This is a genomic window from Brevibacillus invocatus (assembly GCF_003710915.1).
Classification (GTDB): domain Bacteria; phylum Bacillota; class Bacilli; order Brevibacillales; family Brevibacillaceae; genus Brevibacillus; species Brevibacillus invocatus.
On the sequence record NZ_RHHR01000028.1, the window covers coordinates 162,596 to 176,925 of the forward strand.

12 protein-coding genes and 1 riboswitch are annotated in these 14,330 nt (G+C 50.1%); of the genes, 7 read left to right on the plus strand and 5 right to left on the minus strand.

The window, feature by feature from the left end; translation table 11 throughout:
* The first annotated feature begins 151 nt into the window (after window positions 1–151).
* Window positions 152–1,933, plus strand: coding sequence for an excinuclease ABC subunit UvrC (gene uvrC / locus EDM52_RS15460; RefSeq protein ID WP_122909872.1), 1,782 nt, complete (start codon window positions 152–154; stop codon window positions 1,931–1,933).
* A gap of 84 nt (window positions 1,934–2,017) precedes the next feature.
* A riboswitch (Lysine riboswitch) is annotated at window positions 2,018–2,205 on the plus strand.
* A gap of 216 nt (window positions 2,206–2,421) precedes the next feature.
* Window positions 2,422–3,663, plus strand: a complete 1,242-nt coding sequence (locus EDM52_RS15465; protein WP_122909873.1) for an aspartate kinase — start codon at window positions 2,422–2,424, stop codon at window positions 3,661–3,663.
* 53 nt (window positions 3,664–3,716) lie between these two features.
* On the opposite strand, the gene EDM52_RS15470 is transcribed toward EDM52_RS15465, so the two are convergent.
* The gene (locus EDM52_RS15470) at window positions 3,717–4,169 is read right to left on the minus strand and encodes a DUF2507 domain-containing protein (RefSeq protein WP_122909874.1); all 453 of its coding nucleotides are present in this window, start codon (window positions 4,167–4,169) and stop codon (window positions 3,717–3,719) included.
* 325 nt (window positions 4,170–4,494) lie between these two features.
* Between EDM52_RS15470 and EDM52_RS15475 the strand changes: the two genes are divergently transcribed.
* From EDM52_RS15475 to sdhB, 3 genes are read left to right on the plus strand one after another with little or no spacing between them, the layout of a single operon-like run.
* On the plus strand, window positions 4,495–5,106 hold the full coding sequence (locus EDM52_RS15475) for a succinate dehydrogenase cytochrome b558 subunit (protein WP_122909875.1): 612 nt from the start codon (window positions 4,495–4,497) through the stop codon (window positions 5,104–5,106).
* Window positions 5,107–5,124: 18 nt separating this feature from the next.
* On the plus strand, window positions 5,125–6,882 hold the full coding sequence (gene sdhA, locus EDM52_RS15480; RefSeq protein WP_122909876.1) for a succinate dehydrogenase flavoprotein subunit: 1,758 nt from the start codon (window positions 5,125–5,127) through the stop codon (window positions 6,880–6,882).
* 15 nt (window positions 6,883–6,897) lie between these two features.
* Window positions 6,898–7,650 (plus strand): succinate dehydrogenase iron-sulfur subunit, encoded by a 753-nt coding sequence (gene sdhB, locus EDM52_RS15485; protein WP_183185136.1) that lies wholly within the window; start codon window positions 6,898–6,900, stop codon window positions 7,648–7,650.
* 75 nt (window positions 7,651–7,725) lie between these two features.
* On the opposite strand, the gene EDM52_RS15490 is transcribed toward sdhB, so the two are convergent.
* From EDM52_RS15490 to EDM52_RS15500, 3 genes are read right to left on the minus strand one after another with little or no spacing between them, the layout of a single operon-like run.
* Window positions 7,726–8,928, minus strand: a complete 1,203-nt coding sequence (locus EDM52_RS15490; protein WP_122909878.1) for an NAD(P)/FAD-dependent oxidoreductase — start codon at window positions 8,926–8,928, stop codon at window positions 7,726–7,728.
* Window positions 8,913–9,260: a (2Fe-2S)-binding protein gene (locus EDM52_RS15495; RefSeq protein ID WP_122909879.1), complete on the minus strand. Its 348-nt coding sequence runs from the start codon at window positions 9,258–9,260 to the stop codon at window positions 8,913–8,915. Before EDM52_RS15495 ends, EDM52_RS15490 begins: the two co-directional genes overlap by 16 nt.
* A complete protein-coding gene (locus EDM52_RS15500; RefSeq protein WP_122909880.1) occupies window positions 9,261–9,530 on the minus strand; it encodes a (2Fe-2S)-binding protein in 270 nt (89 codons plus the stop codon).
* Between the two features lie 146 nt (window positions 9,531–9,676).
* Between EDM52_RS15500 and EDM52_RS15505 the strand changes: the two genes are divergently transcribed.
* Window positions 9,677–10,744 (plus strand): M24 family metallopeptidase, encoded by a 1,068-nt coding sequence (locus EDM52_RS15505; RefSeq protein ID WP_122909881.1) that lies wholly within the window; start codon window positions 9,677–9,679, stop codon window positions 10,742–10,744.
* Between the two features lie 223 nt (window positions 10,745–10,967).
* Window positions 10,968–12,635: a peptide ABC transporter substrate-binding protein gene (locus EDM52_RS15510; RefSeq protein ID WP_122909882.1), complete on the plus strand. Its 1,668-nt coding sequence runs from the start codon at window positions 10,968–10,970 to the stop codon at window positions 12,633–12,635.
* Window positions 12,636–12,851: 216 nt separating this feature from the next.
* Here the strand turns inward: EDM52_RS15510 and EDM52_RS15515 are convergent, their stop codons facing one another.
* Window positions 12,852–14,309, minus strand: coding sequence for a sigma-54 interaction domain-containing protein (locus tag EDM52_RS15515; RefSeq protein WP_245996979.1), 1,458 nt, complete (start codon window positions 14,307–14,309; stop codon window positions 12,852–12,854).
* Between the last annotated feature and the right edge of the window lie 21 nt (window positions 14,310–14,330).

The following is a 14,330-nucleotide window of genomic DNA, read 5'->3' on the forward strand; positions in this document are numbered from 1 at the left end:
ATGGGCAATAACGGAAGGCAGAAGCAGCATTTGCATGGATGTGCAAGTGCTGCTTTTCTTTTCCGGGTGATTCCGAACGCCTAATGATTTTCATCAGTTGGCAAACATGATACGATGATGCATGGAACGTATCTGGAAGGAGGGAGCAGCTTTGAACAGCTCCTTGAAAGACAAGTTAGGGGTCTTGCCTGAAAAGCCAGGCTGCTACCTGATGAAAAACGCTGTGGGAGAAATCATCTACGTGGGGAAGGCCAAAGTGCTGAAGAACCGCGTTCGTTCCTATTTTACAGGAAGCCATGATGGCAAGACGCAGCTTTTAGTGAGTGAAATTACAGATTTTGAATATATTGTCGTCTCCTCCGCGATTGAGGCCTTGATTCTGGAGTGCAATCTGATCAAACAGCACAATCCTCGTTACAATGTGATGCTTAAGGACGATAAAACGTACCCATACATCAAGATCACGAATGAAAAGCAACCTCGTTTGGAGATTACGCGCAAGGTATTAAAGGACAAGGCGCGTTACTTTGGACCCTATCCCAACGCTGGGGATGCAGGGGAAGTCAAAAAATTGCTGGATCGCCTGTATCCTTTACGCAAGTGCAAAACGATGCCGAAGCAGGTATGTCTCTATTATCATCTGGGGCAGTGTCTAGCGCCCTGTGTGAATGACGTTTCTCAAGAGGAAAATCAGCGTCTGGTCGACGAGATCAGCCGTTTTCTTGACGGCGGTCATGAAGAGATGAAAAAGCAGCTGACGGAAAAAATGCTGCACGCATCGGAGAACATGGATTTTGAGCGGGCGAAGGAATACCGCGACCAGATCAAGAGCATCGAAGCCGTGATGGAAAAACAGAAGATTACGATGGCTGATACGGTCGATCGCGATATTATCGGCTATGCAGTGGATAAAGGCTGGATGTGCATTCAGATCTTCTATATGAGGCAAGGGAAAATGATTGAGCGTCAGACGACCTCGTTCCCCTACTATGGCGATGAGGCTGAAGATTTCATGTCCTATGTGAGCCAATTTTACTATGACAAGCAAAATGTACTGCCCAAGGAGATATTATTACCCGAGAGCAGCGATCCCGATCTTCTGGCAGAGTGGCTAGGTGTGAAAGTCCATGCTCCCAAGCGCGGTAAAAAACGCGAGCTGGTGCAGATGGCAAGTGAAAACGCACGTATAGCCCTACAGGAAAAATTTGCGTTGATGTCCAAAGACGATGCCCGCACTGTCCAAGCTGTTCACAATCTGGGGCATATTCTCGGTATCGGCACACCACTTCGGATCGAAGCGTTTGACAACTCGAATATTCAAGGGACAGAGCCTGTTTCCGCGATGGTTGTGTTTACGAATGGCCGCCCGGACAAGAAGGAATATCGCAAGTTCAAGATCAAGACCGTCGAAGGCCCCGATGATTACGGATCCATGCGTGAAGTGATCCGCCGCCGATACACGCGCCTGCTCAAGGAAAACCAGGAAATGCCTGATCTGATCGTGATCGATGGGGGAAAAGGTCAAATTAGCGCAGCGATGGATGTGCTGGAAAACGAATTGGGTCTGTACATTCCTGTTTGTGGCTTGGCGAAGGATGACAAGCACCGAACAGCCGAGCTGATGTATGGTGATCCGCCTGAAACGGTGGAGCTTAGACGGGACAGCTATGAATTTTACTTGCTGCAGCGAATCCAGGATGAGGTGCACCGGTTTGCCATTACCTTTCACCGGCAATCGCGTTCGAAGACGATGCTGTCCTCCCAGCTGGACGAGATTCCGGGCATTGGCGAAAAGAGACGCAAACAGTTATTTACGCATTTTGGCTCGTTAAAAAAAATGCGCGAGGCTAGCGTCGAAGACTTCCGCCAATTAGGGTTCGGAGATAAGCTGGCACGAGAGATCATTGCTCATCTGAGAAAGCTGGAAACATAATCCAGAATAAAAAGGAATTGAACTGCTACAAGCTCCATGATATAATCCCATTCAAACAGAATAGTTGGCCTCACTTCCCCAAAGGAGTGAGGTAGAGGCGCGAAAACCAAGAGTACCTCCCTGAGATCGGGTGTCTGTGAAGGGTATGGGAAAGGGGAATTCGCCGAAGTGTGAAGAGCGACCCGCTGCTTTTCATGCTGGGCTTGTGTTGAATAAACGCAGGACTGTCATCCAGGCAATGTCCGGTTGCTGGATGGAGAGCTATCTCACGGTGTGTCAGTGTGAGTGATGACGGGATATATTCCGATGGTCATCCTTTACTGTCCGCGTGTATTGGGAAGGAGGAGCCGGTATGTCGAAATCATAGACAGCGACAGGTGAGATTCCTTGTTGGTGTCTTTTTTGTACATTTTATATAGAAAACACAGATAAAAAATAGAGAACGATATGGATATGGATATGGATACGAGAAAAAGGAGAGAAGTGCCGTGGGATTGATCGTACAGAAATATGGTGGTACTTCTGTAGGTACCATTGAGCGAATTTTGCGAGTTGCTGATCGGATTATCGCAAATAAAGAAGAAGGTCACGACATGGTGATCATATTGTCCGCGATGGGCAAATCGACGGACGTGCTGGTCGATATGGCCAAGGAGATTACGCCCTATCCCTCAGAAAGAGAAATGGATATGCTCCTGAGCACAGGGGAACAGGTATCGATTGCCCTGCTCTCTATGGCCTTGCACCAAAAAGGCTACGACGCTATTTCGTTGACTGGCTGGCAAGCCGGGATCACGACGGAAGCCATTCACAGCCGTGCTAGGATCAAGGAAATTGACCCGACGCGCATTCGTGCGGAATTGAGCCGTGGTCGCGTCGTCATCGTAGCAGGTTTTCAAGGTATCAGCGACGAAGGCGAAATTACCACCCTGGGACGTGGCGGATCGGATACCTCTGCCGTGACTTTGGCGGCAAGCCTAAAGGCTGACAGATGCGAGATCTTTACAGATGTATCGGGGGTCTACACGGCTGATCCGCGTGTAGTTCCCGCTGCACGCAAGCTGGATCGCATCTCCTATGACGAGATGCTTGAGCTGGCGAATCTGGGGGCTGGTGTCCTCCACCCTCGTTCGGTCGAGGCAGCCAAAAAGTACAAGGTAAAACTGGTCGTCCGCTCCAGCTTTACATCGGAAGAAGGAACGTTCGTAGAGGAGGCTCCCCAAATGGAAACAGGAAGAGTAGTTAGTGGTGTAGCGCATGATGAAGAGGTGGCGAAGATCACGGTAGTTGGCATGCCGGCGAAGGTTGGAACGCTCTCTCGCCTCTTCAATACGCTGGCTGATCATCAGGTTAACGTAGACATCATTATCCAAAGCTCCTATGATGCGGATGTGACCAATATATCCTTTACGGTGGCGTCCGGCGATTTGAAGCATGCGCTGGATACGCTGGCTAAGAATCGGGAAATGCTTGGCTTTGATAAGATAGATCACGAGGAAGGCTTGACCAAAGTATCGATCGTAGGCGCTGGAATGGTGAACAATCCCGGCGTTGCTGCAGAAATGTTCCGCGTGCTTGCCGAACAGCAAATTACGATCAAGATGGTATCTACTTCCGATATCAAGGTATCTTGTGTCATACCTGCAGATTTGACTGACCTGGCCGTGCGCAGCTTACATACGGCATACGGACTGGATGTCGAACAAACGGCTGTCGTACACGGCTTGTAGAAACCTCCCCCCTCTTTATTGTGGAAGAGGGGGTTTTTTCAAGTCATAAGCAGCTAGAAGCACGCGCGAATGACCAAGCTTTTGCTCCCCTGCTCCTCGACTTCCATTTGTACCACTGTCTCCTTGCCCAGCCATTGCTCGATTGCTCCGGCGATCACTCCGCATTCCAATGAGAGGGAGCGGCTGAGACGTTCTGTGGACAGATGAGGGTAGATCGTGTGGGTGAGGCTGTAGCTGATATATTGCGGAGATTCCTCCAGCAGGTCGAGCTGCCCCAGTCCCAGTCTAATGAAGGGCAGGATGATTCCATTGGCCGATTGGATCGGAATCTTTCGTCCCATGTTCTTTCCCATCCAGTAGAGAATCGGACTTTCGCTTTCTCCAAGAAGGGTTTGGGTCAAAGTTTCGCGCAGCAAAAGATAGCCAAGATAGGGCATGTTCATCCTTTCCGCGTGGGCGATGGACGGAGCAGGAAACAAGGCTGCCAGTTGATCGGTTTCTTTCACTCTACTTCCCTCCTGTCTGTACTAGATTATGAGGGTCATGCGTGGTTCATGACACATTCATAGAGAAAAAGGACAGGATTTCAAATCGTTTGTTCTATCAATGGATTTAGTCTATTCATTGTCTTGACGCTCCCAACAGACAGGAGTACAATTGTTTTGGTCAATGTTTTGCCATTCTTTTTTTCGTATTCCGACACATTTTGTCAATTCAGGACAAAGAGTGTGACGGGCGTCCCGTCATGTCTAACGGATAAGGCAATGGGTTAGGATATGAGAGAAGGATCTAGTAAAAGAGCGTTAGATACATTGAAAGGGGGACCATTGTATGGCGAAAGGCCATAGCTTTCTCAGTCACAAGCTTCACTCTCTCTTAGGTTTGTTTCCCATCGGGCTGTTCTTGCTGTTCCACCTGACGGCAAACTATCAAGCAACCCGTGGACCAGAAGAATTCAATACGGCTGTAGGCCTCATTGAAAACGTTCCGTTTCTTCTGGTTCTTGAATTTGTTCTCATTTACATCCCGATCCTGTTCCATGCGGTCTACGGTCTTTACATTGCTTTCCAAGCGAAACAAAATGTAGGGAACTTCGGCTACCTCCGGAACCAATTGTTCCTGTGGCAACGGTTGACAGGTATCATTACGCTTATCTTCATCGTTTGGCACGTGTGGGAAACGCGCATCCAAAAAGCGCTGGGAGCAGAAGTGAATTTTGACATGATGGCTGACATACTTAGCAATCCTGCTATGATCGTGTTCTACGCGATCGGGATTGTAAGCACGACCTTCCACTTCTCGAACGGAATCTGGTCGTTCCTCGTACACTGGGGAATCACCGTTGGACCTCGTTCCCAACGGATTGCAACATACTTTACAATGGCAGTATTCGTAATCGTAACGTTCATCGGCTTGCGCGCGATGTCGGCGTTTATTTCATAGGGATAGGAGGACAAAGTCATGGCAAAAGGTAAACTGATCATTGTCGGTGGTGGTCTGGCCGGCTTGATGGCTACCATCAAAGCAGCAGAAAAAGGCGTTCCCGTCCAACTGTTCTCTCTGGTTCCAGTAAAGCGCTCTCACTCCGTTTGCGCACAGGGCGGTATCAACGGTGCGGTTAATACAAAAGGAGAAGGCGACTCCACCTGGGAACACTTTGATGATACTGTGTACGGTGGCGACTTCTTGGCTAACCAACCGCCTGTAAAAGCAATGGCAGACGCAGCACCTGGAATCATCTACATGCTGGACCGTATGGGCGTTATGTTCAACCGTACACCTGAAGGTCTTTTGGACTTCCGTCGTTTTGGGGGAACCAAGCATCACCGCACGGCGTTTGCTGGTGCAACGACCGGACAACAATTGCTCTACGCTTTGGACGAACAAGTACGCCGCTATGAAGCGGAAGGTCTTGTAACCAAGTATGAATATTGGGATTTCCTCGGTGCGGTACTCGATGATTCTGGAACCTGTCGCGGTATTACTGCTCAAAACCTGCGTTCCGGTGAAATTGAATCCTTCCGTGCGGATGCAGTCATCCTGGCAACAGGTGGCCCTGGTATCATCTTCGGTAAATCGACCAACTCCATTATCAACACCGGTACAGCTGCTTCGATCGCTTACCAGCAAGGTGTTATTTATGCAAATGGTGAAATGATCCAAATTCACCCTACTGCAATCCCGGGTGACGACAAGCTTCGTCTGATGTCCGAGTCTGCGCGTGGTGAAGGTGGACGTATTTGGACCTATAAAGATGGTAAGCCTTGGTACTTCCTCGAAGAAAAATATCCGGCATACGGAAACCTCGTACCTCGCGACATCGCAACGCGTGAGATTTTCCACGTCTGCGTAGACATGAAGCTGGGTATCAACGGGGAAAACATGGTCTATCTCGACCTGTCCCACAAAGATCCAAAAGAGCTGGATGTTAAATTGGGCGGTATTATCGAGATTTACGAAAAATTCGTTGGGGATGACCCACGTAAAGTTCCAATGAAAATCTTCCCGGCTGTTCACTACTCAATGGGCGGCATGTGGGTAGACTACAACCAAATGACCAATATCCCTGGCTTGTTTGCTGCCGGTGAGTGCGATTACTCGCAGCACGGTGCCAACCGTCTGGGGGCGAACTCCTTGCTCTCCGCTATCTACGGCGGTATGGTAGCAGGTCCAAAAGCAATCGAGTACATGAACGGTCTGGAACAATCTTCGGATGATCTCTCCTCTGCGCTCTACGATGGCTTTACCAAGAAAGAGCAAGAGAAGTACGACAACATCCTGAAAATGAACGGTACCGAGAATGCTTACCTGATCCACAAGGAGCTGGGTGAGTGGATGACGGATAACGTGACCGTTGTTCGTTACAACGATCGTCTGCAAAAAACAGACGACAAGATCGTAGAATTGATGGAGCGTTACAAAAACATCAACATCAACGATACAAACAAATGGAGCAACTCCGGTGCTTCCTTCACACGCCATCTGTGGAACATGCTGGTTCTGGCACGTGCCATCACCATTGGTGCTCTGAAGCGTGACGAGAGCCGTGGTGCGCACTACAAACCAGATTTCCCTGAACGCGATGACGAGCGTTTCATGAAAACGACAATGGCGAAATACGACCCTGCGACAACCGCACCAGAGATCTACTACGAAGACATCGACGTTTCGCTGATTGAACCACGTAAGCGTGACTATACGTCTGACAAGAAGAAGTAAGAGAGGAGGAAACTGATCATGGCCGAAAAGTTGATTCACCTGATTATTACTCGCCAGGACAGCCCTGACAGCACTCCGTACAAGGAAGAATTCAAAATTCCTTACCGTCCGAACATGAACGTGATCGGGGCGCTGATGGAGATTCAACGCAATCCTGTGAATGCCCAAGGACAAAAAACAGCACCAGTAAACTGGGAATCCAACTGCTTGGAAGAAGTTTGCGGTGCGTGCTCGATGGTGATTAACGGAAAACCACGTCAAGCGTGTTCTGCTTTGATCGACAAGCTGGAACAACCAGTTCGTCTGGAACCAATGAGTACTTTCCCTGTACAGCGTGACCTGTCTATTGACCGCAGCCGTATGTTCGATGCACTGAAACGCGTAAAAGCGTGGGTGCCAATCGATGGTACGCATGACCTGGGTCCTGGACCTCGCATGCCGGAAGTTGAGCGTCAATGGGCGTACGAACTTTCCAAGTGCATGACTTGCGGTGTCTGCCTGGAAGCTTGTCCGAATGTGAACAGCAAATCCGAGTTCATCGGTCCATTCGCAATCTCCCAGGTTCGCCTGTTCAACCAGCATCCTACTGGTGCTATGAACAAGCATGAGCGTCTGGAAGCACTGATGGATGATGGCGGTATCGCAGATTGCGGTAACTCCCAAAACTGCGTACAAGCTTGTCCTAAAGGAATTCCACTCACGACTTCTATCGCTCACATGAATAAAGAAACAACCAAGTACGGTCTGAAGAAGTTCTTCTTCTCGTAAGATCTGTAGGCATGAAGAAAGCGTGCATCTGTTCAAGCAGATGCACGCTTTTTGCTTTCCCTGAAAGAGAGAAGCTTATAGTGATCGTTCAGCAGCCATTAGCCCGACCTGCATCCGTCCAGCACGTATACCAGGGTGAAATTGAAGGGTGGCGTTATTCCGAACGATTTCGATCTGCTTGATGGAATCCGACAACACGTGAGGATCTCGCAAGGAGCCATGTGAAAATGCCATAGACATTCCAGCAGCCGTCCCTTGTGCCAGCGCTACTTTCGCACTTTCGATTCCAGTAATGTTCCCCGCTACGTAGAGTCCGTCGAGAGGAGTCTGCATCCGTTCATTGTGGATGGGGATGTGCCCTCCCAAAGAAGGCACATAGGCAAATGGACATCCGGCGACTGCAGCCAATTCAGCAAGCGGGCTCAGTTCACCAGCGATGCAGACGAAATCAGCAGGGATGATCTGCTCCGTCCCGGAAACAGGCTGACCGTCGGGTGTGATGTGGGCGATACGGACTCCCTCTACTTGATTTACCCCTATGATCGCAAGTGCCGCCGTTCGCAGCTGGATCGGGATACCCCACATCGAAAACCCACGGGAAGGATATAGAGCGGTTCCAAGCCGCTGCATCCATGTGCTTTTCATCCATTTGCTTCCCATGCGAATAAGAGGGGATGGGGCCAAATGAGCGATGCGCAGCATGGATTGCATCACAGCTACAGGATGACTAGCATCACCCGAAATGACCGAGTGGGCAGGGAGAATCATTCGATCGACCTTGACCTCTGCCAGCAGCAATTCTCTGGCAATGGCCACAGAGAGAATGTTGATGCCGATGATCACTCCCCGCGTTCCGACGCGAACTCGCTGCACGTTGGTCATGACCTGGGCTGCTCCGATCGACATGACGCCAGGCAGTGTCCACCCAGGGATGGGGACAGGTGTTTCAGAGGCACCCGTAGCGATTAAAAGCATCGAGGCCTCCATGACTCCTTCAGAGGTTGAGACGATCCAGCTGGTATCCTGGCGGGTGACATGAAAGACGGAAACGCCACAGCGAATTTCAGCGCCAGCTTCAACTGCTTCCTGCTGTAAACGAGCAGCTTCAGCCAAACCATTCCACCATGTGCCATCTGGTTCCTGATGCAGCTGTCCGAGCAACCTGCCGCCCGGTTGATAAAATTCATCCACTACGCGGACTCTAAGACCTTGTCGGGCACTTGCGACAGCTGCGGCCAACCCGGCTGGTCCTGCGCCGATGATCAAGGAATCAAGCATCCGTGATGCCCTCCTTTCTGGAGGGGAGTAGGCAAAACAGTACCAGCTTCCACGATCATGGATTCCTCCACTAGCGTCATGCATGCGCGTACGGTAGGAATGCCGTTGATCGTCACACGACATTCATAGCAGTGGCCAATGTTGCAATACATACCGCGTGGAGTTCCTTTTTCCTCGTGCACACGCAGTGTCCGAATACCGGAAGCCAATAGGGCGGCGGCGACCGTTTCGCCTTCCAGAGCTGAATAAGCACATCCATTGAACGTAAATTGCATGGTTTTACCAGGATCGCGTTCCCCAAGGATTGGATGCTTCATGATGCGTGCATTCATTTATTTTCTACCTCCGAGCAATTGAAACGACATAGGGCGGACCGGTGGCTGGTAGCCTAGGGATACGGCATGGTCAGGCTTTTGACCAGTCACGGCTTCGATGACCTGGTCGAGCATATTCCGGCAGGTGCGACCTCCGCAGCAGCCCATGCCTGCCCGCGTCCGCAATTTCAGTTCCCGGGCTGTGCAAGAATAGCTGGAAGCCGTCTCGATCAGGTCGGCGAGTGATACTTCCTCACAGCGGCAAACGATGACACGATGCGATTCCATCACGATGTCCTCCTTTTCTTCGATGAAATTGGAAATTTGCAAATGTCATGCCAGTAGAGGCGTGCATCGGGAAAAGGAGTTTGGCATATGGATTGCTAATTAGCTAATTAGAAAGAGGAATGGCACATATAGAAGGGATGACTGAGATGGAGAAATTGGATAGACTGCGGCAAAAGTTCGATACAAGCGGGATAGACGGTTTGCTCGTCACGAACGGGCAAAATCGGCGTTATTTGACCCAGTTTACCGGTACGTATGGAGTCGTATTGATCTCCAAAAATCAGGCGAAGCTGTTGACTGATTTTCGTTATACCGTACAAGCCACAGAACAAGCGGATGGCTTCGAGATCGTTCATTTGCCGAAAAAGGATGCAGTGTTCAGTGAGGTAGCTCGCCATGCCAAGGCAATGGGGATTACGGCTTTAGGTTTTGAGGCGGAGAATGTGACCTATTCGCTGCACCGCAAATACGTGGAGGTGGCGAGCGCGGATTTGGTTGCTACTTCGGGATTGGTAGAGCATCTGCGCATGATCAAAAGCAAAGATGAGCTTGCGAAAATCCAAACAGCCGCCCAAATTGCTGACGCAGCATTCGCCTATATTACAACGATATTGCGTCCGGGTATTCGGGAGCTGGATGTGTCTAATGAATTGGAAATGTTCATGCGAAAAGAGGGGGCAAACGGATCGGCGTTCGACACCATTGTAGCGTCTGGTCATCGCTCGGCATTGCCGCATGGCGTGGCGGGTACGAAAACGATCACGCAGGGAGACATGGTGACGCTGGATTTTGGCGCCCTGTACCAAGGATATCGATCCGATATCACACGAACCGTCGCTGTCGGAGAGCCAGACGAGAAGCTGAAAGCGATCTATGATATCGTACTTGAGGCGAGAAATCTCGCTGTCGCGGGTATTCGTCCAGGCATCACCGGAAAGGAAGCGGATGCGTTTGCCCGCGATACTATCACGCAAAGAGGCTATGGAGAGAATTTTGGGCACGGAATGGGGCATGGTATCGGATTGGATATTCACGAGGAGCCGTTCATGTCCAGACAATGCGCAATCACGATTCAGCCCGGCATGGTTCTGACCGTAGAGCCTGGTATCTACATACCGGATTTGGGCGGTGTTCGCATTGAGGATGATATCGTGGTCACACAGGAGGGCAACCAGGTTCTCACCCATGCGCCCCGGGAATTGATCATTTTATAGAGTAGTTGAAACTCTTGGCTGAATGGATCAGCTGAGGGTTTTTCTTTTTCAGATAGGAAGAAATTGATTGTCTAATTCATCAGACACTGTATGGGGTAGAGTGTATAAAACGATGTACATAACTTACTGTACAGCCCGTCTCCCCCTCGAATTGCCACTGGCATACAGCTTGCATTTTCAGAAAATACGAATAATTTCCATGTGAAAGTGAGGGGTTGATTGGATGAGAAAAAGCACTTTTGTTTTATTAAGCAGTCTCACCATTATGGGATCAGCTTTGGGTGGCTGTGCAGGTGGTCAGGAAGCATCGAAGCCGGCAGATCAAACACAAGGGCAAACCCAGCCTCAGAGCAACAGCTCCCAACCGGCAGAGGCGAGTAAGCCGGTGGTAGAACAGGTTCTGCGCTTTAATCTGCACTCTGAACCACCGACCGGCGATCCGGGAATTGCAGAGGATACGACCTCAGCGGCTGTGGCCAAGGCGCTATTTGACGGACTGACGAGGATCGGACCGGAAGGCAAGCCGGTAGAAGCTGTCGCTGAGAAAATCGATGTGTCCAGTGATTTGAAGACATACACCTTTATACTCCGTGAATCGAAATGGAGCAATGGCGAGCTGGTAACCGCGCATGACTTTGAATACGCCTGGAAGCGCGCACTCGATCCCAAGACAGCATCCAACTATGCGTATCAGCTCTATTACATCAAGGGTGCGGAGAAGGCCAACAAGGGTGAAGGCAAGCTGGAGGATGTCGGTGTGAAAGCCTTGGATGACAAAACTCTGCAGGTCGAGCTGGAAAACCCAACCCCATTCTTTCTGGAGCTGACAGCGTTTCAGACGTACTTCCCGGTCAATAAAAAGGTCGTGGAAGCCAATCCCAACTGGGCAGCAGAAGCGAATACCCATCTCGGGAACGGCCCTTTTAAAATGGAGGAATGGGAGCATAAGAATAAGCTGGTGCTCATCAAAAACGAGCATTATTGGGATCTCGACAACGTCAAGCTGGATAAAATCAACTTTTCCATGGTGGAGGACGAAAACACCGAGCTTTCCATGTTTGAAAACGGCGAAATTGATTGGGCGGGATCACCGCTCAGCTCCTTGCCTACAGATGCGATGCCTGCTTTGAAAGAGAGCGGAACCCTGCAAGTAAAGCCGGTAGGTGCAACCTATTGGTATAAATTCAATACAGAAAAGCCGCCATTCAATCATGTGAAAATCCGTAAAGCGTTTGCGTACGCCATCAACCGCCAGTCTTTGATTGACAACGTCCTGCAAGCCAACCAGCAGCCTGCCATGTCAGCAGTCCCTCCGACGATGGCGCTAAACCCAGATGGTTACTTCAAGGACAATGATTTGGAAACGGCGAAAAAGCTGATGAGTGAAGGAATGACAGAGCTCGGTCTGACGACACTCCCTCCGATCACGCTTTCCTACAATACATCGGAGAGCCATAAAAAAATCGCCGAGGCCATTCAAGACCAGTGGCGAAAAAATCTCGGTGTCGAGGTAAAGCTCGAAAATCAGGAGTGGAAGGTCTACCTCGAAACCATGCACGAAGGGAATTATCAGGTCGGTCGACTCGGCTGGTCCGGTGATTTCAACGACCCGATCAACTTCCTGGAGCTGTTCAAGGAGAAGAATGGCGGAAACAACGATACACGCTGGGAGAATCCAAAGTTCAAGGAGCTGTTGAATCAATCGGCGACAGAAGGTGATCCGGAAAAACGAAAAGCAATACTACGGGAAGCCGAGCAGATCATGATGGATGAAATGCCGATCATGCCGATCTACTTTTATACACATACGTGGGTGAAAAATGAAAAGGTGAAAGGTGTTTTTCAAGATGGTTTGGGGGCGATCGATTGGAAATGGACCTACATCGAGTAGCGAAGTAGCTGTAGAGAGTGGAGGGTAGCTGTCCTATCAAGGATAAAGGAGGAATCGACGCTGGAGATGATTCGCATTTTGTCCGAGATTCTGCCCCCGAGATCCAAGCATCTTTGCAGGAGGTCCTGCAGGCGCCTTCGTTTGTTTTTCTGTCGCAAACCAAGAAAAAAGCAACCTTGATCGAAAAGGTTGCTTTTTTTCCATATCGGAATGCTGCTATCTGTTCAGCTTGTTGTAAAGCGTCGCGCGGGAAATGCCAAGTCTTTTGGCGGCAGCTTGCTTATTGCCGTTTTCCAGCTCGATGGCTCGTAGAATCACTCGTCGCTCATGGGCCTCCAGCTCCTGCTGCAGCGAGATCAGATCGGCAGGCAATTCGGTCTGCGAACTTCTCGCATGCCCTTGCAGGGAGTAGGGAAGATCCTCTTCCTTGATGCTCCCGTCTGTTGCAAACACGATCAGTCTCTCCATCGCGTTTCGCAGCTCCCGGATGATGTTGCCTGGCCAGTTGTATTGCAGCAGGCATTGCATGACATTTTGTGAGATAGCGTGGACAGGACGGTTGTATCGCAAGGAAAATTCGTAGAGAAAGAAGTGGGCCAACTCGATCGTATCCTCAATCCGTTCACGCAGAGGAGGGATTTTCAGTGTCACGACATGGAGACGGTAGTACAAATCCTCGCGAAATTTTCCTTGCCTCACTAGTTCTTCGAGGTTCTTATTGGTCGCTGCAACCACGCGAAAGTCGGCTTCGATCTGCTTGGTGCCACCCACCGGATAGTACTTTTTCTCTTGTAGCACGCGAAGGAGCTTAACCTGCATGTCGAGCGGCATTTCTCCGATCTCATCGAGGAACAAGGTCCCTCCTCTGGCCAGCTCGATCATCCCTTTTTTCCCTTTTTGATCTGCACCAGAAAAGGCCCCTTTTTCGTAGCCGAACAGTTCGCTTTCAAACAGGGTTGGGGAGATCGCACCACAGTTGATCGCGATGAAGGGGGAATGGACGCCTTCCCGAACATCATGCACGGCTTTGGCGAACAACTCTTTTCCCACACCGCTCTCCCCCAGAATGAGAACAGTCACCTGCGTTTCTTTCAGCTTTTGGATCATCGTCTTGATCTTGTCAATCGCCGTACTCGTTCCCTTGATCTGGGCAAAGGGATCGGGGCTCTGGCTCCACTTGGCCATTTCCTGCTGGAGATGATTCACTTTTTTGTTGGCATTGAGCAGCTCCTGATTGAGTCGTACCTGACTGGTGATGTCCGTCTCGGCAGCAACGGCCCCGATGATGGTATCGTGCAGGTAGATCGGATTGGTATTGATCAGAACGACCCGATCCTCCCGAGGCTGATGTTGATGGCGATACACAGTCTGCCCAGTCTTGAGAGATTTCAGTGTTTCCAGCATGTCGACAGGAAAAAAATCCGTAATCGGACGCCCGACGATGTCTTTGTTTTTCAGGGAAAAAATGCGTTCTGCCCCTTCTGTCCAGACCATGACCCGTGCCTGTTCATCGATAACGGAGATAGAGGCATCCATCGTTTTAATCATCGTATCAAAATACGCTTCCAAGATTTCATAGGTTTGAAAAACGGTTTGCAAAAGTGTACCACGATCGAGAAAGCCAACAGGTTTATTGCCTTCACCCGCTATCAAGATGTAAGCATGCTTGTCCATAAGAGGGATAGCCTGAGTCAG